The organism is Clostridioides sp. ES-S-0108-01 (genome assembly GCF_020662285.1).
In the GTDB taxonomy this organism is placed as follows: domain Bacteria; phylum Bacillota; class Clostridia; order Peptostreptococcales; family Peptostreptococcaceae; genus Clostridioides.
On sequence record NZ_JADGMN010000010.1, the window covers coordinates 84054 to 106083 of the forward strand.

The window sequence follows — 22030 nt, forward strand, 5'->3', positions numbered from 1 at the left end:
GGTGAGAGGTTGAAAATAGTTAGTCTTCCATGTGGATTTGAGACATTTTCTAATGAAGAAGATGATAGAAAGTTAAATGTAAAATTAAAGATTTTGCATGAAGGTAAAAATTTAAATAAAACTAAGTTTGATTTGTCAACTATAAATGAAGCAGAATCAACTTTATCAGATATACCAATACTTGGATATATAAAATATGATGAAGAAGAAAATGTCATAGATTTTGATGAACACAATATGATAACTAAAGTTGTAAAAGATGATGATGGATATTCTATAGAGTATAAATTCTTAGAAAGACCACTTGGAGTTATTCCAAATAATACAGAGATAACTTATACAGAAGAAGATGGAAAGACATATCTAAATTGTACAGGACTTATATGGAAACACTATTCTAATTCAGCATATCAATTACTGACAGAGTCAAAGTCAAAAAGTGTAAGTATGGAAATAGTTATTGAAGATGGAGAAGTTGATAAGACTGATGGCTATTATAATATTAAGAAATTTAGTTTTTTAGGAATTACTATTTTGGGAGATGATGTTGCACCTGGAATTGAAGGAGCATCTATAAACACATATAGTAATTTTTCAAAATATAAAAAAGCAATTTATGATATTTGCAAAGAAATGTATTCGTTTAAAAGAAAGGAGGAAGATATATTGAGTACAAGTAAAAACTATGGACTATCAACAGAAAATATAAGAATTTCTATTAATAGTCAATTAAAAAATAAGATGGTTGAGGTTGAAGACCCTTACTGGGGAGGAAAATATACAACTAGAGAATATTATTTAAGAACTATTCTACCAGAAGAAAAAATTGCTATTTTAGAAGACAATATAAATTGTTGTAACTATTATGGTGTGCCATATTCTATGAATGGAGATGATGTTGTTTTAGATTATGAAAATAGAAAATCATACATAGAAGAATGGAGAGAGAAAAAAGAAGGGGAAGTTATAGAAACTTTTTCTAAAGAGGATACTTTAAAAGAATTAGTACTTGAAAAATTTAATGAAAAAGAAATTGAGATAAAAAATCTAACTGAAGAGTTGGAAGGTTTAAGAAAGTTCAAGGTTGACAAAGAAATGGAAGAGTATAAAGTAGAAGTCTCTAATGTTATTTCAGAATTTAATTCTTTAACAGAGGATGAAGTTGAGGTCTTTAAAGAATCTGCTATAAACAAAGAGCTATCTTTAGAGGAATTAAGAAAAGAGTTAAGTTTACTGGATTATGCTAAGTTAAAAGAAAACACAAAACAATTTAATTCTAATAAGGGGCTTATAATTGAAGAAGCAAAAATAAATTATTCATCTACATTAGAGGATGAGAATAAAAATACAAAATCATATGAACAAATATTAAAAAAACACTCAAATAAGTAGTGTTTATTTTTATAAAAAATGGAAAAGGAGATACAAAAATGGCAGATAAAGCGATATTAAATTGTGATATAGATAAATATCCAGATGTTGTAACAGCAAAGAATGGAAGTGATGTACTAGAAAATGGAGCAATAGTTGCATTAGGTGGCTTAGTTGATTCAGAGCTAGGAAACGATTGTTATAAAATAGAAAAATTATCAGAAGGGTGCAGATTTGGAATCTTAGATAGTGTTGCACTTCAATATGATGAAAGGTTAGATGAAAGAGATTATGAATTAAAAGCAAGTGAAATAGATAGAGTTAGATTACCTCATAAGGGATTATGCATGACTTTAGCTAAAAAGCATTTTGATGGTGTGGTAGCTGTTGGTGATGAATTAGAACTTAAGGCAGATACATATAAATTGACAAAAAAAACTACAGGTTCAGTAGTTGCAAGAGTTGAGGAATTGTATAACTTTAATGGACAAGAGTCTGTATATGTATCTTTTATGTAATAACAAATAGATGAACTGGAAACAGTTCTTTTTTTATGCAAAAAATGACTAATGAAAGGTGGAAAAAAGATGGCTATAGATATAATAGCATTAAAAGATTTATCAAATGATATATTAAATGGAAAAGTAAAAAATTATGCTCAATGCGAAGATGCATTAAGAAAAGAAATAATAGATATATGTGGAGGTAAATGGGGACAATATACGTTCTTTGAAAATAAGTATAAGATATTTCAAATATTATCTGAAACAATAACTGATAAAGTAAATAGATTAACCGAAGAAGCATTTTCAGATTTTTGTGATGTAGAAAATTTTGATTTAGGTAATAAAAAAGAATTTACAGTTAAAAATACTGATTTATTAAGAATTGCAAATATAGCTGAAGGTAAAAACAGTACAAGAAGACAAAGACTATTAGGTAAAAAAGTTCCTACATCTGCATTTAAATTGGCAATAGCTATATATGAAGAATTCGATAGATTTATAACTGGAAGAATAGACTGGTCTGAAATGGTAGATAGAGTATCGGCTACATTCCAACATCATATAGCAGAAGCAATAGCATCTACTATGGAGGGAGCTTACACATCCGTACATACTAATTTAAAAACTAGTGCTGCTTACTCAGATAAGGACTTAAAGAAAATAGTTAATAAAGTAAAAGGAGCTACTGGACAATCTGTAGCTATATATGGGACTCCAGAAGCAGTAGGAAATATTGAAGGTGTTGGGGCTGACTTAGATAAAGATGATAAGAGAAACTTTGGATATGTTAAAAATTTCAGTGGGACACCAGTAATAGAATTGCCTAACTATTATGATGTTGAAAGAGATAAATGGGCATTAAGCAATAATATTTTATATGTTATACCAAATGACGAAAAGATAATTAAATTAGGATTTGAAGGCGACACAATGATAATAGAAAATACCGATGGAACAGTTAGAGATGACCAACAAATAGAGATGTTTATGTCAAGAAAAATGCATCTAGGTGTTGTCGTAGCTTCTAAGTTTGGTATGTATAAAATACAATAACATTATAATTAGAAGGGAGATTAAAAATGGCTGGAAAAGTAAAAAAAGAAGTTTCAAATGAGATTGAACAAGCTAATGAAAATAAAATATTGCAAAAGAAAAGTTCAAGAAAAACATATAAACAATTGAGAAGCGAATTAAGGAAACTTAAAGACGAAATAGAAGTTGAAATAATGAACTTAGATACTGGTACTGTTCTTTATAGAGATAGAGATGAAAGACTTATATTTGAAATGAATAAAGCTGGAGAAAAAACTTTTATATTGTTATCTGATTTATATGAAATATCAAATAAACATAGAGGATATTTTGAAAACTATCTTATAACTATAGTTGATGTTGATAGTGATGATTATACAATTGAAGATATATTAGAATATTTGAATTTAAAAGACATATATGAGTATTTAGATGAATACGACTTAGATTACATAAATCATATATTATTAAAATTAGATAATGATAAGTTTGTTAATCTAGTTGAAAAGGCTAATTATGGATTAATAGAGTGCTTAGGTTCAAGAGTAATCGAATTATATAAAAAAGGTAAATTTGATTCTCATTATAAAGAACGTTTAATAGCTACTAGACTAGGTTTACAAAGTTTATTTGAGGATTAGGGTGGTGTACAACATCACCTATTTTATAAAAGGGAGGTGATGTTATGGCTACACCAATAAAAGAGATATATAAACAATTTCTTTCTCTAATAAATGATGAAGAGATGTTATTACTTGAAGAGGAAATAATTGAGGATATGATGTATTCATATCTTCAAAAGGCTACATTTGATTTTTTTGAATGTAAAAAAGATTTATCTATAATAGGACAAGAAGAGTCTTGTATTACAATTCCAATTGACCAGTCAGAATATGTTTTTAATCAAATTAATAAAAATTGTGATATTTATTTGATTGGTAAATCTACAAATAAAGAATATGAAATCAATATAGACTATACTATAGAATTTAAAGAAGAAAATTGTGTAATAACCTTTGAAACAGAAACAGAAGAAGAAATTTTATTTAAGAGTAAATATTTGGGTGAAATAGTTTCTGACCTTAATTTAGATGAAATAATTATATTAGCTTATGGAATGATGATTTGGTGGCTTCAACCTAAGATTCTTAGAGAAGAAAACTTAAAACAGATGTTGACTGATTCAGATTATAATACTAAGTCTGGTGCGAATATGTTAGCAAAACTTTGTTTATTAGAAGTTCAAATTAGAGAGCAACTGGCCAAATACAAGACAAGATATGTATACAAAGGTTTTAAAGGTTGGGATAAAATTGAATAGTTATATTAATAATTTTAAAAAAAGAATTGGGCTTGGATGTTCAACTCCTAAAGAAAAAAGAATATTACAACTAAGATTAAGTTTTAAGAAATATTTAAAAGAAACACCAACCTGTATTGAAGTACCCATAACTGATATAGATGAAGTTTGTATAACAGAAGATACTAAAAGAGCTGTAGTTGCAATTAATGATATAACTAATAATGATAAAAGGTCATTAGATGAAAAAAATCTATTAGTTGAATCTGATTTAAATGTAGATGTAGGTTGCTATCTTTTTTATGATAATTGTTATTGGTTGACTATCTTTAAAGAACATAAAGAAATGGACACATATAAGCATTTCATAATAAAAAGATGTAATCAATTCTTTAATTATAAATATAAAGGTCAGATGTATAAAATCCCTATAGCCGTTGAAAATTTAACTCTTTACTCAGATGGTATGGCAGATAATAAATATACTTCTGTCTCAGATACAAAAAGACAACTTTATTTTGGAAGTAATCATATAACTAAAACTATAGATATTGACACGAGGATAATGCTTACTAGTAAAACTGTATTTAGAGTTACTAGTATTAATGATTTTGAGTATAATGGCAGAGAAACAGGGGTAGATGGACTTATTAAAGCGATATGTTTACAAGATGCTTTAATTTCAAAAGATGATACAATAAATAATATTGCTTATAATGAGTTATCTGAAAATGATAATGTAGTTATACCTTTTGACAAAATAATAGGTGATGAATTTATAACCCTAGGAGAAGAAAATGAATACACTATAGACTACATGAGAGACGTTGAGTGGCTCTTAGACAAGCAGTATAGATTTTGTAATATAATTAATCAAGACGAGAAAACATGCACGTTACAGAGTGGCACATTGGCTAAGTACTCCGGATTAGAAATTTTATTATTAGCAAAAGACAAAGAAACAAATGAAACTATAGATACTAAAAAGATAACACTAAGGGGGTAGGTATATGAGTTTATATGGTTTTCCCTAACAAGTTAATTTCAAATATTGGAACAACTCTGATGTCAAATCAAGATTTCGCTAAATTTATGATTTATAATAACGAATCTCAAAAAGATATTTTATCTATGCCTGATATAAAAAATTCAGTTAAAAAGCTTAGAAATAAGAAAGTATTTTTTAATAGAAGAGTAGAAAAAGTTTTAAAAGAAGCAGATGTTTCAGTTTACATAACACTATCTGAATATAAGCCTTATAAAGATAGAAGTAGAATAATAAAAAGCACTAATATTGAAATTGGAGTAGTATGTCATGATGAATGTCAAGATACTTTTAACGGATTAAGAGATGCTGCATTAGTATGTTGCATAGTTGATATAATAACTGAAAATGAGGAAATAGCTGGTATAGGGAAAATAAAGCTAAAGGGTTGTTCTCCCATGTATAATCTAGATACAAGTTATAATGGATTTATTATAATAGTGTCTGCCGAAAGTTTTGGTGATATATAATGTTAGAAAATTATTATGTGACAGGACTTCCGATAAAATTAAGTGAAACTTTAGGAACTATATATCAACCAACTATTAGAGAACTTATTGAATTAAATATGGCTAATTTAGAAATAGTAAATCCTTTTTTAATACTCGAAAAGAGCTATTCTCAGCTATGTAATGAGGAATCATTTGAATTAAAGTGTAAATATGACACTATACCCATCTTAGATTTAATGATGTTAACATCAAGGAAAGACTCTTTAGAGAAAGTTGAATTACTTAGTGATAAGATAAAAAAATCTTTATCTATATTATATAAAACTGATATTAAAAATATTGAGTATATGAATAATATTAAAATCGGTATTTTAATTAAATTTGATGATAAAAAGAAAAATGCTTTTATAAGCAGAGAAGATTTTGGACTAGTATCAGATTTAATTTTAGAGATGTTTTGTATTGATAAAAAGAATTTATTTAAAGATGAGGAAGATAAGTGGATTGAAAATACTGGCTCTGAAAGAGAAAAACAGTTAATTGCATACTTTAAAGAGAAGGAAAGAAAGAAAAGAGAAAAGGAAGCATACCATTTATGTGATTATATAAACATAGTTCAAAATATAGATGGATATGTACCAATAGATGTGATTCTAAAAATGACTTATTGGCAGTTAATTAATGCTTATAAGACTAAGATACAATTTAAAAATTATGATGAAAGTTTGGGCTTTGCAAGGTCTTTCAAGTATCAAGTTGATGCAGATAAGATTAAGCATTGGTCTAAAGAAATAAAAATCCCAATTAGCATTGTTAGATGACAGTGCTATTTTTATGCAAAAATCAGGAAAATGAAAGGATGATTTTATAATATGAAAAGATTTGCAATAAAAGATGCAGGTAATGTAATAGTAAAAAATAAAGTAACAGGAGAAGTATTGTTTTATACTCAAGACTTGAATGCATTTAACTTTAAATTAGATTCAGAGTCAGTTTATGCAAAAGCAAAAGGTGCAAATACGATAGCCTTTGATGGAGCAATAACATCAAGTTTGACAATGGAACAAGAAGTAATACAGATGGCACAATTAGCAATGTTATTATCTTCTGATATAGATGAAAGAACTGCAAAAGTCGGAAAAAGAAAAGTATTAACATCTGATAGTACTAAGAAAGTTACTTTAGAAAATGTAAAACCAGTTACAAATAGTATATCTGTATATAGCGTAGAGAAGGATGGTATATCTATAATCAAGTCATTACAATTTACTTCAAGTGTTACAGGTGCTAATACTGAGATAACAGTATCTACTGCTGATTTCAATGCGGGAGATAATGTGGCAGTATTCTATTTAGAAGAAATACCAAAAGCAAAAGTTGTAAAGATAAAAGAAGAATCAACTGCTCCAAACTATGTTATAGAGGCAGAAGTAATGGCTAAAACTGCTGATGGTGAATATATGGTTTTATATATGACTATTCCAAATGCTAAAGCACAAAGAAGTATAGAATTAAATCTTACTGCTGAAAATCCATCTGGATTTAATATGACATTAGATGTTTTACCAGATGAAAATAAAGAATATGCTACATTTACATTCATAGGAGATGAAAATCTTAGCCCTACAAGAATGGCAAATATGTTAGGTGTTGAATTAATCGATGAAAAAGATACTAAATCTAAGAAATAGTGAAATGCCCTACTCTTAATTGAGTAGAGGTTATTTTTTTACGTTTAAATTTGGTTTTAATCGGATTTGAACTTAAAAAAATGAAAGAAGGTGATAAGTTGGTATTTTTAGATGATAAGTTTTTGTTTGACAATATTTCAAGTGAATCTATGAACATCAAGCTAGTTACTTTAGGTGATGATGAAATACTAAATGAGTATGGGTTGCCATATGAAGAAGCAATTAAATCTGATAATACTTTTAATAAAAATCCTTGTTACAGTGAAGATGAAACTACTGTTGAACCTATAACACTACAATTTTGTTTATGTAGTGAACATGGAGAGGCTTATGAGTGGGATGATTATACTTTAGAAAATATATGCAATTGGTTCTGGCAGAGAGAATTTAAACCATTCATATCCTTTGATAACATAGAAGAAATTTATTATTTGAAGGCAAGAAAAATAACAAAAAAGTATGACAAATCAAAACGAGGAATCCTAGAAATAGAGTTCCAACCATATACAAATTATGCATATAAAAATTTTCAAAAATCAATAACTGTTAAAGATACAAGGGAAATTAAACTAAATAATATATCTAATGTAGATGAAGAATATGCTCCAATAGTTGATATTGAGTGTTTAAAAGAAGGAGATATAACCATTAGAAATGATAGTATTAGTGATAATGAAGAAGATAGTTTAATAATAAGTGGATTAGAGTTAAATGAGAAAATAACAATAGATAATTTATACTATACTGTTTTAAATGACAATGGAGAGAATAGGTTTAATATTGTTAATAGAAAGTGGATTAGGTTAAGAAGAGGTGTAAATATATTGAAGTTTACTGGTAACTGTAAAGTTTCTATTAAGTGTAAATATCCAATAATAAAATAAGGGAGAGATAGATATGAATAAGATACAAGCAGATAAGTTAATACAAGATGAAGTTAGAGCTATAATAGCAATTGTAGATGAGAATGGTAAAGAGGAATATATAGAAGTTAGAAATCCTGATAATAAAACTAAGGAAGATATATTAAATAAAATATGGATTGGTATGGAAAATCCAGATTTAGCATTATCTCAAGAAGATATTCTTAAAATGTTGATTGATAAATTGACTAATATAGAATTAAATATTGAAATAGAAGATTTAGTAGATGGCAATATATCTAGTGAATTAGAAACTGTGATGTATTATATAGGTCAAATAGAGAATGAATTAACTGCATCCTTACTAATGAACACTGAGATTAAGTTAGGTCAGTTAAAAAATGATATATTACAAGATAGAGTACTCAAAGAGACTGAGGAAATTGAAAAAATTAATAATATCAAAGATAAGGTAGTGAATTAGATGGTATTTAAGTCTTTAGATGATTTAGTTGCTTATACAAAGAATAAAATTGCCGCATCTATGCCAGAAGTTGGGAAAGAAATGAAGGACATCATGAAGGAAGAAGTAAATAAACAAGTTTATTCTGGTTACACTCCAGTTGGTGAATGGAATCCTAATATTTGGAGAGGTAGGACAGGACAACTATTAGATGCTATAGATGTCACAGAACTCTCTTCTAATTCTGTCACTTCAGAGATACAAAATAATGGAAATTGGGTGGATGCATTTACACGTAATTCAGCATTTCCAATGGAAAGATTAGAAAAGGGGAAAGTCTGGGGTGTTGGCGGATATAGACCTCAAACAAATATAATGGAAGAGAGTAATTCTAAAGCACAAGAAAGAGTTCCTAAATGTTTTAAATCAACTATGAATGGACTGGGAGTGCCAGTAGAATAAATATTTTATCTTTGTCGAATTTTAACGGTTTGAACATAATATATTGACTGATATGATAAAATCATAGAATATTTTATGGGTAAATATATTATGTTTAAGAAAAAATTAATAACTGTAGTAATGAGTATAACTATGATTAGTATAGGAAGTTTTTCATATGCTCATTCAGGAAGAACCGATTCATCAGGAGGTCATTGTGATAACAAAAATAAGTCTTGTTTAGGAAGTTATCACTATCATTGTGGTGGATATCCAGGTCATTTACATAACAATGGGGTTTACCCTTATACTGGAGATGGAAATAGTTCTGGAACAATGATTTTAGTAAACAATGAAGAAAAGCAAAAGAAACCTGTTGGAGAAAAAGGATATAATCAAGGATACGAGGATGGTTATAAAGAAAACTATAGTTCACCAAGTTATAGTGGAGATTATAGCGATACATATGAATTAAAGTACTCATAAGGATATGAAAAAGGCAAGGCTAAATTAGAGGAAGAAGAAAAGGCAGATGAAGTGGCTGGATATAATTTAGGACTTACAGGTGCTAAACCTAATAATACTTATGAAAAAGAAGTTTTGAAAAGTGCTTATGATACTGGATATTCAACTGGATACAATGAATATAAGACTAAATGGAAATATAAATTTTACATCAACATATCAAAGTTTTATATAGAATAAGTTTATGGTTTTTTGAAATATGGATATATATGTAAGTTTATAGTATAATTAATTAGATTATACTATAAATAGGGGGAAAAGTAATTGGGGGATTTAATTTTAAAAAAGGATGTAGAAAATTTAAAATTACTTGATTCAATAATTCGTACAACGAATATACATTCTATTAAACCATATAAAAGTAAGGCAGGATATGAACCTATATTAAAAAAAGGATATATTGTTCAGTGTAATTTTACTGGTCTTGGTAATGAACTAGATTTTTTACATTTTGCGGTAGTTTGGAATTCAAGTTCTTGTGAAGAAACTATAAATATTTTACCATTAACAAGCAAAAAAAAAGAAAATTCTTTAAGAACGCTTTTTTTAGGTAAAATAGAAGGTTTTATAACAAAGGATGATAATAATAATTATGTTAATAAAAACAGTTATGTATATATAAGTAAGATGATGGAAGTGTCAAGAAAAAGAGTTAAGTTAATATATAAGCAAAATAATAATGGAAAATTTCAAAAAATGGATGAAAGATTAATTCCTCTTAGTATAGATGAAAAATATATAAAGCCCATCTCAGATTGTATAAAATTGTTTTATATTAATGAAGGTGATTACTTAGTCGATATTTTAATAAATATGAGAAGTGATTATTTTTTAGATATAGATGAATTAAAAGATAATAAGATATTAAATTTGGGATATAGATATATTGAACATTTCAAGGAACATACTATTGATGAAAAGAAAATAATTATATGTTTTATTGATGGAGAAAGATATTCTTTAGTAATGAGAAAGTTAAATGAATCAAATTGGAATAAGTTTAAATCTGAAAATCATAGAAGATTATATGATTCAGTGATATATACAAAAAACAATATTGAAAGAAGAAAATACATAATTTTGAGTTTATTTTCAAATAATAATATCAAAGTTAATGAATCAAAAAAAATAATAAAAAACATATTTAAAGAAGATTGATTTATAGTATGTTGTATGTTATAATATAAGTGTCCAGATGGATGGTTTAGATTATTTTCAGCCTAGATAGGCGGTTTAGAATTATTAATAATGAAATTTTAAAAGATACTTTCTTTGAGAGGGTATCTTTTTTTATTGGGAAAATGTGAACTCGTATATACCTTTCTAAGGCTTTATATAAGTGACTGCTTGTATATTTATACATTTATTGCTTAAAACTGAATATATAAGGTTGATTTTAATTAGTATTATGTTAGGAAGATTTCGTTTGATTTATAGTAATTACAACGATGACAGAAGTGTGACAGTGATAATTATGTTTAAAAAATATTTATTAATTGAGGAGGAAATATGAGTAAATATAAAAGTAAGCTAATACAAGCAACACCTGAATTATCAGGCAAAGATGCTGAATTATTTATAAGGCAAGTATTTAGTAAGCCAAGTCAAAAGGAAATAGAAAGAAATGAAAGACTTTTAAAGATAATAAATAAGAGAAGATAGAGATGCATATTTTAACAGAAGAACAAATAGAAGAAATATATGATAAAGAAATAGGAAAATAAATGCAAAATTAAACCTCCATAAAAATTGACTTAATTGCTATAATGTGGTATCATGTAAGTACAATTATTAAATACGTTTCACAATGTACGGCTGAAACATTGTCATGTTACAAAGATGCTTCACAATGTGCAATAAAAAACATTGTTTTAAGTAGAGATTATTGAATTTAAGTATATAATATGGTATACTTAAATTACTAATAATGTTGAGTGTTTCACCACTTTAAGCGTGAATTTTAATGTAGGGTGTTTAGCCGCCTTAAGAGCTTGTTTAATGTTGAGTGTTTCACCACTTTAAGCGTGAATTTTAATGGAAAATAGATAAGGTTAATTCCTTATCTTTTCTTATGTTATGGAGGATTGCAATGGATGGGCTAGGATTTTATACTGTAGACAGAGACTATTTGGAGTTTCTAAGGAAAGCTGAGATAAATAAAAGAGGTTTTACTAAAATTCCAAATTATGAATACAATAAAAATGATAAATTTGTATGTGGAGTAGTATTTAATATTGATAAATTTAATTACTATGCACCTATATCTTCATATAAAATAAAACAAAAGGAAAATATATTAATTAAAGATAAAAAAGGAGATGTTAAATCTTCTATAAGATTTAATTATATGTTTCCAGTTCCCAGACATTGTTTAAAATATAAGGATATATCTAAGGAAGACGATGTTGGATATAGAACTTTATTAAATATAGAATATCAATTTTGTTTAAAAAATATAGAAAAAATATTAAATTTAGCAAAAAGGACATATACTAAAGTTACAAAAAAGCTTAGTCCTCAACTTGTTATCAATAGCTGTGACTTTAAATTATTAGAGGAAAAATACGAAGAGTATGAAGTGTTACAAGAAGTGGCACTTACAAGTTTAGCAGATAATGAATAGAAAATTAGGAAGTCTACTTAAAGTAGGCTTTTTATTATTCCTTTTTATGTTATAATTCAATGATGACATGGGTATGAGATGTTTAAATGTATAGGTGGGTGGCAAAACGGCATATACCTTATTTGAATTTTAGAGGTGTTTCTAAATTGACAACACCTCTCGGCATAATAATTTTCCATTGTGGAAAATAAAAATGTGTCTATTATGTACATGTGTTGAAATTATAATGTTATTTCACTATATATTATTTTATTTTGAAAACTATAAGGAAACATTAGAAATGATAACACATTCCTAAAATGGGGATATGGTAAGATTATAAAAGGGGGGTAGGTGAAATACCGACTCTTAAAGTAAAAAAATAAATTCCATAAAATAAAAGTGTGTCCATGATGGACACATGTTGAAATTTCAATATTGGACTAGTGTGGTACAAAAAAGAGGTATATATTAATCATCCTCTTTTAATCGTTCATATGCATTACCTATCATTCTCTCTATAGCTTTTCTATCCATTTCATCTAGTTGTATATATTTTTTAAGAACTTCTTTGACTTCATCATTGCAATCAGTGTTTTCTAACAATTTATTTATGTCTTCTAAAGATTCAATGTCTTTTTCTTCATCAACTATATCATAGATGGAAGTATCTTCGCATACAATTGATGGCATACCAGGTATATTTGCATTGACTGAATAACTAGTTTTATTGAAACCTAGAAGATAATCTGTAGTGACATTAAAGTATTCAGCTAGTTTAACTATCAATTCTGGAGAAGGTGTTCTTTTCCCTTGCTCATAAAATCCATAGGCACTTGTTGTGACACCAATACTATTAGCTACTTCTTTTTGTGTGAGTTTTTTTAAATCTCGTAAGTATTTTAGTTTCTCTGAAATTGAATTCATTTAATCACCTCTAATACAATTATACAACTATTGGTTGTTAAAGTAAATAAAAAAACATTGACAACAACAAATAGATGATATAATATGTAATTATAAACAACAAATAGATGAGAAAATTCAACTATATGTTGTTTGAATAAGGATAAAATAAGGGGCTATTCTCCCCACCAAGTTTGAATAGCCCCTTATGATATATAATCAATATTACTTATAATTATATATCATTTCCTTATAGAAAATACAACTTATAAGGAGACATTAATTATGGAAATAATTAATCAAAGAGTGGAACAAATATTAGTAAAAGAGTTTGATTTAAAACATGGTATATCTGAAGTAGTATTTCACGACATCAGCCAAGACAAAATTATTAAGCAGATTGAATTTCCTCAAATTGATTGATTAGAAAAAATGATTAGAAAAATTTGGAAAATGCATTGACTTTTGAGTTCCTAAACTATATAATTCAATTATAGAACTCAAAAGTGAGGTGATGATATGAGTCCTAAAAAAATGGGAAGACCTGTTGTTGGAAGCCCTAAAGTAAATGATATTAAGGTTAGAGTGGATAATGAAACTAATGAAAAATTAGAAGAGTATTGCAAAAAAAATAACCTTACAAAAGCAGAGGCTATACGTCAGGGAATCCATTTACTTTTACAAAAATAAAACAAAAGTAGCCCACGCACCGACCAAAGCAAACGGACTACTTTATACAAGAAGTTATTCTCTATGAAATATTCTATCATAGAGTGATACTTCTTACAATGAATTTGAGGAGGATTTTATATGATGAATAATTTACAGATATTTAAAAATGAAGATTTTGGAGAAATAAGAACAATAGATATAGATAATGAGGCTTGGTTTGTAGGCAAGGATGTAGCAGAGTCATTAGGATATTCTAATACAAGAGAAGCATTGAGAACACATATTGACAGTGAAGATATAGCCGATGTCGTGATTTACGACGGCAGCCAAAATAGAAATATGAAAATAATAAATGAAAGTGGATTGTATTCTTTGATATTTGGTAGTAAATTACCGAATGCTAAAAAATTTAAAAACTGGGTTACAAGAGAAGTATTACCAAGTATAAGAAAAACTGGTTCATATGATATAAACAACTTAGAAGAAAGAGTAACTCCCATGATATTAAATGGTATACTTGCTGGGATTAAACAAGTTGCAATAGAAAATGATAAGAAAATAGATAATAGATTTAATCAAATAGAAGATAAATTAGATAAGAAATATGAAAAACAAGATAAACAGTTCCAAGAAATGAAAAATATGATAGGTTTCAAAGCTAAGAACACAAGAATGTTGTCAAAGTTATTAAAGATAAAACTATCAGAATTAAAAGGATATGATGTTAATGCTTATAATTATGACTATAGAACCACAGTAATGAGACTATTTTCAATATATAATGTTGAGAAATGGGAAGACATACCTATTGCTAAGTTTAATGAGGTTCATGCTATGATAGATGGAATAGAAAGTATAGATGATGTATACACTTGGAACAATTAGGGTGGTGACTATTTATGTGTGTAATTAAAACAGTTCACAAATTTGATGGGGATACACTGCAAAGAAATTCAAAAAGGGTTGAGATGATAAGGAATGTTAAAGACGATAGTAATTTGATGATTATAATTAAAAGATTTTTAGATAGTGTGAAAGATTACAATTTGAAGAATGTGAGATACATAATAGAAAATGAGTTATTCTTTGAGAGAGTTTCTGTTCAGACGATATGTAGATATATAGATACATTGAATAGGTATACTGATATAGAATGTAGATTTGAAGAAGCTTATATATTAAAAGCAGAAAATGGTTTCAGAAGAACTATGGATTATTTGGTTAGACAAACATATTGATGGAGAAGTTAAAAATATTAAGGCAGCTTATATCTAGCTGTCTTTTTTGTATAGAATGAAAAAGTTTATTATAACAGATAGTTATTATTTTATTAGTGTGTTACCAAGAATGAATTCCTCTTATCTAATATTTATTACAAATAATCATATTTTTATCTAATGAATGATTTTATATTTTAGTGTATATTGGTATATTTTACCATTTATACTTGATATAATAAAAAATAGAAACTATTTAAATAGAATTAGGGGAATTGTATGGAAAAGTATCTTTTTAATCAAAAACTATTAAAAGAAAAATATAATATGGAAATAGACTTAGACTTATATGACTATAAACAAAGACGATTAATTTTAGAAAAATGGAGAGATATAATTGATAATAAATCTATTGATAAATTAAATGAAATTCAGCTTAAGGAAATATTTGTATCGGATATTTTAAACAAAGTTCTTAGGTATAAAAGTCTTACGGACAATATAATGGATTATAATATAAAACCAGAAGAAAAAACTAAGATTGATGGAACAAGAGCTGACATTGTACTAGGTTATTTTTCTAATGAAGAAAGTGACTATAGAGTAGCAATAGAATTAAAAAAACCAACAACTAATTTAGATGCAAAACAACTAAGAAAAAACAATCATAATACACCAGTAGAACAAGGGTTTTCTTACTTGCCTAAATATGGAAGAAATTGCACATGGCTTATTGTCTCTAACTTCAAGGAAATTAGATTGTATAATGCTAATGATGCTACAGAGTATGAATTTTTTTCTATTAAAGAGATATATGAAAAAGATGATGTATTTAAAAAATTTTTATATCTTTTGTCATCTAAATCTTTAATCACCAAACATGGAAAATCTAGGGTTGAGACACTTTGGGAAGAGAATATAAAGCAAGAGGAAGCTATAGAAAAAGGCTTTTATGACCTATATAAAAATACTAGATTAAATTTATTTAATGATATACTTTTAAATAATAAAGACATTTTGGATGTAAGAACTTGTTTGACAAAGACACAAAAAATATTAGATAGAGTTATATTTGTTTGTTTTGCAGAACATAAAGGATTAATATCAGAGAATATATTTGAAACATGTATTCAAGTAGGGAAGAAAAGTATATCTAGGTTTGGAGTCTGGGAACAAGTAAAGGGTCTGTTTGAATCTATAGATTTAGGTAATCAGGAAAAGGGCATAAATCAATTTAATGGAGGCTTATTTGCAGAAGATAATATTTTGAATAATCTAAAAATACCAAATAAATGTTTAGAGAATTTATACAAGTTATCTTTATATGATTTTAACAGTGATTTAAATGAAAATATATTAGGGCATATATTTGAAAAATCTATATCTGACTTAGAAGAACTAAAACTAGAAATAAATCAAGTTAATATTAAGAAAAAAGATAGTAAGAGAAACAAAGATGGGATATTTTATACTCCCAAATACATAACGAAATATATTGTTAATAACACTATAAGAAGATATTTAGATGAGAAGAAAAAAGAATTAGGCGAGGATAAGCTTCCAGAACTAAAAGAAGAAGATTATGAAACAGTTGTGGTTGGTAGGAATATACAACATAAACGTGTACAAGTTGTAGAATATAAAACTGATAAAATTCAAAAATATATAAACTTTTGGAAAAGTTATAGAGACGTTGTAAAAAATATAAAAATTTTAGACCCAGCTTGTGGAAGTGGAGCTTTTTTGAATGAGGCTTTTTCTATGTTAAAAAAAGAAGCTGAATCAGTAAATGAAATACTTCGTGATTTAACTGATGGTGAGATATCATTTTTTGACTTAGATGCTAATATATTAAAAAATAATTTATATGGAGTTGATTTAAATGAAGAATCTGTGGAAATAACTAAATTGTCTTTATGGCTTAAAACAGCTAACAAGTATAGTTTATTAACTAGCTTAGATAATAATATAAAATGTGGAAATTCTATTATTGATAACAAAGAGGTCGATTGTGCTAAAGCTTTTGATTGGAATGTTGAATTTGAAGATGTAATGAAGTCAGGAGGGTTTGATATTATAATTGGAAATCCCCCATATGTTTCAACTAAAATGATTCCAGAAAACCATAGAGAATATTATTGGAAAAAATATAAGGATTTACTAATTAGCGAAATGGATTTGTATGAGTTGTTTTTATATGAGTTTTGTGAAAATAAATTAAAGCAAAATGGATTTTTGGGATTTATAACACCTAATACGTACTTTACAAATAAAAGCTTTGAAAATTTAAGAAAATATTTACTTAAAAATGTATGTGTTGATACTATTTTAGACTTTCCATATAGATTTTTTCCTTTTGAAGATGTAAACAAGGAAACCGCCATAATTATAATTAATAAAAAACTGCCGAATATTAAAAATAATATAAATTTTATAAGTATAAATAAAGAAAATATGAAAAAGATTAAGATTTTCAATAGTAATACATACAACTCTGAAAATAAAATTACTATAAAAAGTATTATAAATGATTTGGATAATAAAATTGTTATACAAAGCAACCCAATAATATTAAAAATACTCAAATGTAAGCATAAATTAGGGGATTATTTAAATTTACATAAAGGTTGGATGAGTGTTCCTAATAAAACAATTTGTGATGGAATTATATATGATAAAAAAATATTAAGTAGTAATGATATAAAAGATAATAACCAATTAAATGGAATTTTAAATAAATGTTTGGAAGGTAAGGATATACATAGATACTATATTGATAAAGTAGATAAATTTGTAAATATTGAAAACATGGATGACAAAACTATGAGGTGGCACAAATCACCTAAGATAATAACACAAAGAATAGTTGGTCAAAATCAAAATAAGATAATTGCAACAGTAGATATTGAAGGTACTATAATATTCCCTAGTGGAAATATCATAAATTTAATTAAAGAAGATAATTTGGAAGATATATATTTTTATATAGGAGTTATAAATTCTAGTTTAATAAATTACTTTTATAATAAATTTTATGGAGAATCAAATACTAACTTGACAGCAGATGCAGTAAAAAATATACCAGTACCAAATTTAAAAAATGTTGATAAATCAATTGTTATAAATAATAGTAAAATACTAATAAATAAATATGGTAAATTATACTTATACACTAATAAATTTTTGAAAAATGTATTTAAGATATTGAGCATAGATAATAATCCATCTAATAAATTATATAATTTTTATTTATTAGATTTTGATGAATTTTACAATGAACTTAGCAAAAAAAAGAAGCTTTATTTTAAGAATATTGATGAGTTAGAGGAATATTTTAATAAGTACAAAGATGCTATTAATAGAATCATATACGATATAAATGTATGCGAAAATACAATCAATACTTTTGTATATGATTTGTATGGTATAACTGAGCTAGAAAGTAAATCTATAGAAGATATATGTAAGACAACAAAAGACACTGTGGTTACAAGTTTAACTTATTAATAAAGATTTGGAGGTCACTTTCCTTTTGTAGTATAAATTTTCCTTTAGAATTGATATAATTAATGTATCAGAATATAGGGGGGATATTATGTATGCATTAATATTTATTTTAGTTGTTGTTGGCACATTTGCAGTATCAGTTTTTATATCAAATGTAATAAATGATGCGAAAGAAAAAGAAGCTAGATTAGAGAGAATAGCAGAAAGAAATAGAGAAAAAACAAAGGTGGAAAAAGCTATACAAAAAAATATTTCAATGGCTAAATGTCAAGCTTTTGGTAATTCAAACAGTGACAGTGTGATATTAAGTAATAATGGAAAAATATCTATCATTCATGCTGGATTTAAGACAGCAGTTAAAAAAAATATAGAAGATTTAGTAAGCATTAAGTTTAACATGCAAGTTAGTGAAAAAAATCAGATGAGGATAATATCTATAGTTCCTACATATGATAAATATACTTTTGTAGAAAAAATATATTTAACTTTGATATTTGAACTTAATACTTATGAAGTATTTTATATTCCACAATATAAAAATATAAATAATGCAGATATTCAAGAAAAAATAAAAGAAATGGAAAGATTTAAATTAGTTGTAGAGAATGAAGCAGCTAAATTTAAAAATGCTAAAATAGAAAGCAATAATGATATAAAAAAAGATGATGATATATCAAAAATTTCAAATTCATTAAAAGAATTACAGAGTTTGAAAGACCAAGAGATATTAACAGAAGAAGAATTTAATGAAAAGAAAAAAGTATTATTAGAGAAAATTAAATAAAAATATTAAGACAGTATATTAACTGTCTTTTTTTATGCTTTAAAAAAGGAGTTGGTTGAATGGCAGAAGAATTTAAAATTAAGACCAGTATAGAACTTGATGATAAAAAAGCTAGGAAACAATTAGCATCACTGAAGACATCTGCAAAAGAAAATAATGTCGAATAGCAATGGTTTTCCTGAATGTATATTCTTGATATAATTGAAGTATCAGAATATAAGGAGGATGTTATGTTTAAGAAGATATTATTAATTGGGATTATAAGTATATTAGGGTTTGGTATTGTGGGATGTAGTGATAGCAATGAAGATACAAATGAAGATATTTATTACTCAGAAAAAAAAATGCATGATAATCCAAATGAAAATGCTTTTAAGGATGGAATAGCAAGAGTTAAACTAAATGGGAAATATGGATATATAGATAAAAAGGGTAATACTGTAATAGAACCAGAATTTGATTATCTTGGATATTTTTTTGATGGATTAGCTGTTTGCCAATTTGGGACTGGAGATAATAAAAAATATGGATATATAAATGAAAAGGGAGACATAGTTATTAATCCTCAATATGATTTAGCATTAGATTTTAGTGAAGGATTAGCTGTAGTTGAATTAGATGGAAAAGATAAGTATATAGATACAAAAGGTGATATTATAATAGATATTAAAAATGAGCAAAGTTTTTCATTTAGCAACGGATTAGCTAGAGTTCGAGTAAATAATAGATATGGTTTTATAAATAAAGAAGGTAAGTTTGTGATAGAACCTAAATATGAGTCAGCAGAAAATTTTTATGAAGATTTTGCTGCTGTGCGAGTGAATGATAAATATGGTTGTATTGATAAAGAAGGAAATTTTATAATAGAACCGAAGTATGACTCTTTAATGAGTTTTTATGGTGGTTTAGCTTCTGCATACAAAGAGGGTTCATACTTTACTATAGATAAAAATGAAAATGTAATTTCAAAAGAATCATTACGAATACCATATACTAAATCAGAAAATTTATTTGTATTTCAAAGTAAAAACAATAAATATGGAGCAATAAATAGAGAAGGAAAAGTAATTATTAAGCCTCAATTTCAAAAATTATATAACTTCAGTGAAGACTTAGCAGTGGCTTATATTGGAGATAAATGGGGGTATATAGATAAAACAGGTAAGATAGTTATAAAGCCTCAATTTGAAAGTGCATGTGCATTTAAAGAAGGATTGGCATTTGTATGTATAAATGATAAATGGGGAGTTATAAACAAGAATGGTGAAATAGTTATTAAACCTAAATATGAGAATATAGCTAGAGTATATAGTTAAATTATTAAGACAGTCAATTGACTGTCTTTTTTTATGCAAAAAAAGGAGTGTGATTTAATGTCGGAGTTTAAAATTAGAACCAGTATAGAGCTAGATGATTCTAAAGCTAAAAAACAAATGGCAACTTTGCAGGAATCAACTAAAGGAAAACCTATTAAATTAGATGTACAGATGAACACTTCATCTTTAAATAATTTAAAGCAATTAGAAGCAGTATTAACTAAAATTAATGCTTTAAGTGCAAAGACTCAAAATAGTTTATTTGGAGGAAAGTCATTTAATAATTCTGGTATAAGTAAAGCTTCTAGCCAATTTGCTAAATTACAAAGAGATGCTACGAATTTACAAAGTAAATTAGCTTCATTAGGAAAATCTGGGTATGTAGATACATCTAAATTAAAAGCATTATCAAGTGATTTAAAGAAAATACAAAATTTAAATTTTAAAAGTATGAATAGTAGTGGAATGAACGCTGCTATATCAGGAATGGAATCATTAAAAAATAAATATAAAGAATTAGAATCAGCTACTAAACAATCTAAATTCAATGCTAAGTTTGATATAAATACATCAAAAGCACAAGCTGATTTGGATAAATTAAGACAAAAGGCATTAGAATTAGGTCAATCAACTTCTGGAATTGATAAGCTTGAAGCTAAATTAAAAGAACTTTCTAATTTACCAATGGATAAAAAGGCTAATGAATTAGCTAGAATAAAGTCACAAATAAGTGGTATGAAATCTAGTTTCTCAGGTTTGAACTCTAGCCTAAAAACCACAAATGGATTTTTTCAAAATTTATATTCTAGTATGAGTACCTTTACGCTTGGAAACATGATTGGTATGGGTATGATGAGTTTTGCTAGAAATATAAAGACAACAATTGTAGAGTTAGATAGTAGTTTTAGAGATTTGATGAAAGTTGCTCCAGATAATTTTCGAGGAACAACAGAGGATTTAAATTCACTTAGAGATTCAGCAATTGAAGCTGGGGTAAGTGTTGCTCGTTCAAGTACGGACATAATACAGGGAACTGCTAAGGCACTTCAAACTGGTATAAAAGATATGAATGATGCGATGGAATATGCTACAAAATCAGCACAATTTGCAAATGTTTCAGATTTATCGTCAGAAGATGCAAATACATATTTGACATCAATAATGTCTGCATATGGTGGGGTGGCCAATAGTTTAAAACCTCTTCGTACTGAATTACAAGGTGCAGGAAAAGATTATAATAATCTAACAAAGTTCTCAGACCTTGCCAATTATGCTGGAAATAATTTTGCTGTTACAACAGGCGATTAAAATTAGTCGCACTATATAGTAATATATAG

The 22030-nt window shown here is 26.8% G+C and carries 26 protein-coding genes; 25 read left to right on the forward strand and 1 reads right to left on the reverse strand.

The annotated features are described in order from the left end of the window. The first annotated feature begins 9 nt into the window (after positions 1 to 9). The 17 genes from IR152_RS11165 (at position 10) to IR152_RS11245 (ending at position 12312) form a co-directional block, all read left to right on the forward strand. Entirely contained in the window at positions 10 to 1392 is a 1383-nt protein-coding gene (locus tag IR152_RS11165) for a hypothetical protein (protein ID WP_227451980.1), read from the forward strand. Between the two features lie 38 nt (positions 1393 to 1430). Further along, positions 1431 to 1889 (forward strand): hypothetical protein, encoded by a 459-nt coding sequence (locus tag IR152_RS11170; RefSeq protein ID WP_227451982.1) that lies wholly within the window; start codon positions 1431 to 1433, stop codon positions 1887 to 1889. Positions 1890 to 1958: 69 nt separating this feature from the next. Continuing rightward, entirely contained in the window at positions 1959 to 2930 is a 972-nt protein-coding gene (locus IR152_RS11175; protein WP_227451984.1) for a hypothetical protein, read from the forward strand. A gap of 26 nt (positions 2931 to 2956) precedes the next feature. Continuing rightward, positions 2957 to 3550 carry a hypothetical protein gene (locus IR152_RS11180; protein ID WP_227451986.1) on the forward strand — a complete coding sequence of 198 codons (594 nt, stop codon included), beginning with the start codon at positions 2957 to 2959 and terminating at the stop codon, positions 3548 to 3550. A gap of 44 nt (positions 3551 to 3594) precedes the next feature. Beyond that, positions 3595 to 4230, forward strand: coding sequence for a hypothetical protein (locus IR152_RS11185; protein WP_227451987.1), 636 nt, complete (start codon positions 3595 to 3597; stop codon positions 4228 to 4230). Beyond that, on the forward strand, positions 4190 to 5215 hold the full coding sequence (locus tag IR152_RS11190) for a hypothetical protein (RefSeq protein WP_227451990.1): 1026 nt from the start codon (positions 4190 to 4192) through the stop codon (positions 5213 to 5215). The genes IR152_RS11185 and IR152_RS11190 overlap by 41 nt, the downstream gene beginning before the upstream one ends. Positions 5216 to 5274: 59 nt before the next feature. After that, entirely contained in the window at positions 5275 to 5724 is a 450-nt protein-coding gene (locus IR152_RS11195; protein ID WP_227451991.1) for a hypothetical protein, read from the forward strand. Next, a complete protein-coding gene (locus tag IR152_RS11200) occupies positions 5724 to 6527 on the forward strand; it encodes a hypothetical protein (RefSeq protein ID WP_227451993.1) in 804 nt (267 codons plus the stop codon). Before IR152_RS11195 ends, IR152_RS11200 begins: the two co-directional genes overlap by 1 nt. Positions 6528 to 6578: 51 nt before the next feature. Beyond that, positions 6579 to 7397, forward strand: a complete 819-nt coding sequence (locus IR152_RS11205) for a hypothetical protein (RefSeq protein ID WP_227451995.1) — start codon at positions 6579 to 6581, stop codon at positions 7395 to 7397. Between the two features lie 50 nt (positions 7398 to 7447). Then, entirely contained in the window at positions 7448 to 8281 is an 834-nt protein-coding gene (locus tag IR152_RS11210; RefSeq protein WP_227451997.1) for a phage tail domain-containing protein, read from the forward strand. Between the two features lie 13 nt (positions 8282 to 8294). Beyond that, complete coding sequence (locus IR152_RS11215) at positions 8295 to 8744, forward strand: hypothetical protein (RefSeq protein WP_227451998.1); 450 nt, start codon at positions 8295 to 8297, stop codon at positions 8742 to 8744. Next, the gene (locus tag IR152_RS11220; protein ID WP_227451999.1) at positions 8745 to 9185 is read left to right on the forward strand and encodes a hypothetical protein; all 441 of its coding nucleotides are present in this window, start codon (positions 8745 to 8747) and stop codon (positions 9183 to 9185) included. A 90-nt stretch (positions 9186 to 9275) separates the two neighbouring features. Next, complete coding sequence (locus IR152_RS20465; protein WP_413927492.1) at positions 9276 to 9650, forward strand: YHYH domain-containing protein; 375 nt, start codon at positions 9276 to 9278, stop codon at positions 9648 to 9650. 51 nt (positions 9651 to 9701) lie between these two features. Next, positions 9702 to 9869 (forward strand): hypothetical protein, encoded by a 168-nt coding sequence (locus tag IR152_RS11230; protein WP_165478407.1) that lies wholly within the window; start codon positions 9702 to 9704, stop codon positions 9867 to 9869. An 84-nt stretch (positions 9870 to 9953) separates the two neighbouring features. Next, positions 9954 to 10847, forward strand: coding sequence for a type II toxin-antitoxin system PemK/MazF family toxin (locus IR152_RS11235; protein ID WP_074145057.1), 894 nt, complete (start codon positions 9954 to 9956; stop codon positions 10845 to 10847). Positions 10848 to 11198: 351 nt separating this feature from the next. Next, the gene (locus IR152_RS11240) at positions 11199 to 11351 is read left to right on the forward strand and encodes a hypothetical protein (protein WP_227452000.1); all 153 of its coding nucleotides are present in this window, start codon (positions 11199 to 11201) and stop codon (positions 11349 to 11351) included. Between the two features lie 427 nt (positions 11352 to 11778). After that, positions 11779 to 12312: a type III toxin-antitoxin system ToxN/AbiQ family toxin gene (locus IR152_RS11245; RefSeq protein ID WP_227452001.1), complete on the forward strand. Its 534-nt coding sequence runs from the start codon at positions 11779 to 11781 to the stop codon at positions 12310 to 12312. A 450-nt stretch (positions 12313 to 12762) separates the two neighbouring features. Here the strand turns inward: IR152_RS11245 and IR152_RS11250 are convergent, their stop codons facing one another. Next, the gene (locus IR152_RS11250; protein ID WP_227452003.1) at positions 12763 to 13218 is read right to left on the reverse strand and encodes a helix-turn-helix domain-containing protein; all 456 of its coding nucleotides are present in this window, start codon (positions 13216 to 13218) and stop codon (positions 12763 to 12765) included. 264 nt (positions 13219 to 13482) lie between these two features. On the opposite strand from IR152_RS11250, the gene IR152_RS11255 reads away from it, so the two are divergent. The 8 genes from IR152_RS11255 to IR152_RS11290 all read left to right on the forward strand — a co-directional run bounded on the left by IR152_RS11255 (position 13483) and on the right by IR152_RS11290 (position 22001). Next, complete coding sequence (locus tag IR152_RS11255; RefSeq protein WP_227452005.1) at positions 13483 to 13620, forward strand: hypothetical protein; 138 nt, start codon at positions 13483 to 13485, stop codon at positions 13618 to 13620. Positions 13621 to 13716: 96 nt separating this feature from the next. Next, on the forward strand, positions 13717 to 13887 hold the full coding sequence (locus IR152_RS11260; protein WP_227452012.1) for a RepB family protein: 171 nt from the start codon (positions 13717 to 13719) through the stop codon (positions 13885 to 13887). A 120-nt stretch (positions 13888 to 14007) separates the two neighbouring features. Then, positions 14008 to 14754, forward strand: a complete 747-nt coding sequence (locus tag IR152_RS11265; protein ID WP_227452013.1) for a Bro-N domain-containing protein — start codon at positions 14008 to 14010, stop codon at positions 14752 to 14754. 14 nt (positions 14755 to 14768) lie between these two features. Then, positions 14769 to 15107, forward strand: coding sequence for a hypothetical protein (locus IR152_RS11270; protein ID WP_227452014.1), 339 nt, complete (start codon positions 14769 to 14771; stop codon positions 15105 to 15107). Between the two features lie 258 nt (positions 15108 to 15365). Then, positions 15366 to 18593 (forward strand): Eco57I restriction-modification methylase domain-containing protein, encoded by a 3228-nt coding sequence (locus IR152_RS11275; protein ID WP_227452016.1) that lies wholly within the window; start codon positions 15366 to 15368, stop codon positions 18591 to 18593. Positions 18594 to 18681: 88 nt separating this feature from the next. After that, entirely contained in the window at positions 18682 to 19377 is a 696-nt protein-coding gene (locus tag IR152_RS11280; protein ID WP_165479453.1) for an SHOCT domain-containing protein, read from the forward strand. A 230-nt stretch (positions 19378 to 19607) separates the two neighbouring features. After that, the gene (locus IR152_RS11285) at positions 19608 to 20693 is read left to right on the forward strand and encodes a WG repeat-containing protein (protein ID WP_227452018.1); all 1086 of its coding nucleotides are present in this window, start codon (positions 19608 to 19610) and stop codon (positions 20691 to 20693) included. A gap of 57 nt (positions 20694 to 20750) precedes the next feature. Further along, positions 20751 to 22001, forward strand: a complete 1251-nt coding sequence (locus IR152_RS11290; RefSeq protein ID WP_227452020.1) for a hypothetical protein — start codon at positions 20751 to 20753, stop codon at positions 21999 to 22001. Positions 22002 to 22030 lie beyond the last annotated feature (29 nt).

Excerpts from the sequence above, each read along its gene's own strand:
- IR152_RS11270 (WP_227452014.1), top strand. The coding sequence starts at position 14,769 with ATGTGTGTAATTAAAACAGTTCACAAATTTGATGGGGATACACTGCAA.
- IR152_RS11180 (WP_227451986.1), top strand. The coding sequence starts at position 2,957 with ATGGCTGGAAAAGTAAAAAAAGAAGTTTCAAATGAGATTGAACAAGCT.
- IR152_RS11265 (WP_227452013.1), top strand. The coding sequence starts at position 14,008 with ATGATGAATAATTTACAGATATTTAAAAATGAAGATTTTGGAGAAATA.
- IR152_RS11285 (WP_227452018.1), top strand. The coding sequence starts at position 19,608 with ATGTTTAAGAAGATATTATTAATTGGGATTATAAGTATATTAGGGTTT.
- IR152_RS11200 (WP_227451993.1), top strand. The coding sequence starts at position 5,724 with ATGTTAGAAAATTATTATGTGACAGGACTTCCGATAAAATTAAGTGAA.
- IR152_RS11175 (WP_227451984.1), top strand. The coding sequence starts at position 1,959 with ATGGCTATAGATATAATAGCATTAAAAGATTTATCAAATGATATATTA.
- IR152_RS11260 (WP_227452012.1), top strand. The coding sequence starts at position 13,717 with ATGAGTCCTAAAAAAATGGGAAGACCTGTTGTTGGAAGCCCTAAAGTA.
- IR152_RS11205 (WP_227451995.1), top strand. The coding sequence starts at position 6,579 with ATGAAAAGATTTGCAATAAAAGATGCAGGTAATGTAATAGTAAAAAAT.
- IR152_RS11250 (WP_227452003.1), bottom strand. The coding sequence starts at position 13,218 with ATGAATTCAATTTCAGAGAAACTAAAATACTTACGAGATTTAAAAAAA.
- IR152_RS20465 (WP_413927492.1), top strand. The coding sequence starts at position 9,276 with ATGTTTAAGAAAAAATTAATAACTGTAGTAATGAGTATAACTATGATT.
- IR152_RS11290 (WP_227452020.1), top strand. The coding sequence starts at position 20,751 with ATGTCGGAGTTTAAAATTAGAACCAGTATAGAGCTAGATGATTCTAAA.
- IR152_RS11195 (WP_227451991.1), top strand. The coding sequence starts at position 5,275 with ATGTCAAATCAAGATTTCGCTAAATTTATGATTTATAATAACGAATCT.
- IR152_RS11220 (WP_227451999.1), top strand. The coding sequence starts at position 8,745 with ATGGTATTTAAGTCTTTAGATGATTTAGTTGCTTATACAAAGAATAAA.
- IR152_RS11255 (WP_227452005.1), top strand. The coding sequence starts at position 13,483 with ATGGAAATAATTAATCAAAGAGTGGAACAAATATTAGTAAAAGAGTTT.
- IR152_RS11190 (WP_227451990.1), top strand. The coding sequence starts at position 4,190 with ATGTATACAAAGGTTTTAAAGGTTGGGATAAAATTGAATAGTTATATT.
- IR152_RS11215 (WP_227451998.1), top strand. The coding sequence starts at position 8,295 with ATGAATAAGATACAAGCAGATAAGTTAATACAAGATGAAGTTAGAGCT.
- IR152_RS11275 (WP_227452016.1), top strand. The coding sequence starts at position 15,366 with ATGGAAAAGTATCTTTTTAATCAAAAACTATTAAAAGAAAAATATAAT.
- IR152_RS11240 (WP_227452000.1), top strand. The coding sequence starts at position 11,199 with ATGAGTAAATATAAAAGTAAGCTAATACAAGCAACACCTGAATTATCA.
- IR152_RS11170 (WP_227451982.1), top strand. The coding sequence starts at position 1,431 with ATGGCAGATAAAGCGATATTAAATTGTGATATAGATAAATATCCAGAT.
- IR152_RS11245 (WP_227452001.1), top strand. The coding sequence starts at position 11,779 with ATGGATGGGCTAGGATTTTATACTGTAGACAGAGACTATTTGGAGTTT.
- IR152_RS11280 (WP_165479453.1), top strand. The coding sequence starts at position 18,682 with ATGTATGCATTAATATTTATTTTAGTTGTTGTTGGCACATTTGCAGTA.
- IR152_RS11185 (WP_227451987.1), top strand. The coding sequence starts at position 3,595 with ATGGCTACACCAATAAAAGAGATATATAAACAATTTCTTTCTCTAATA.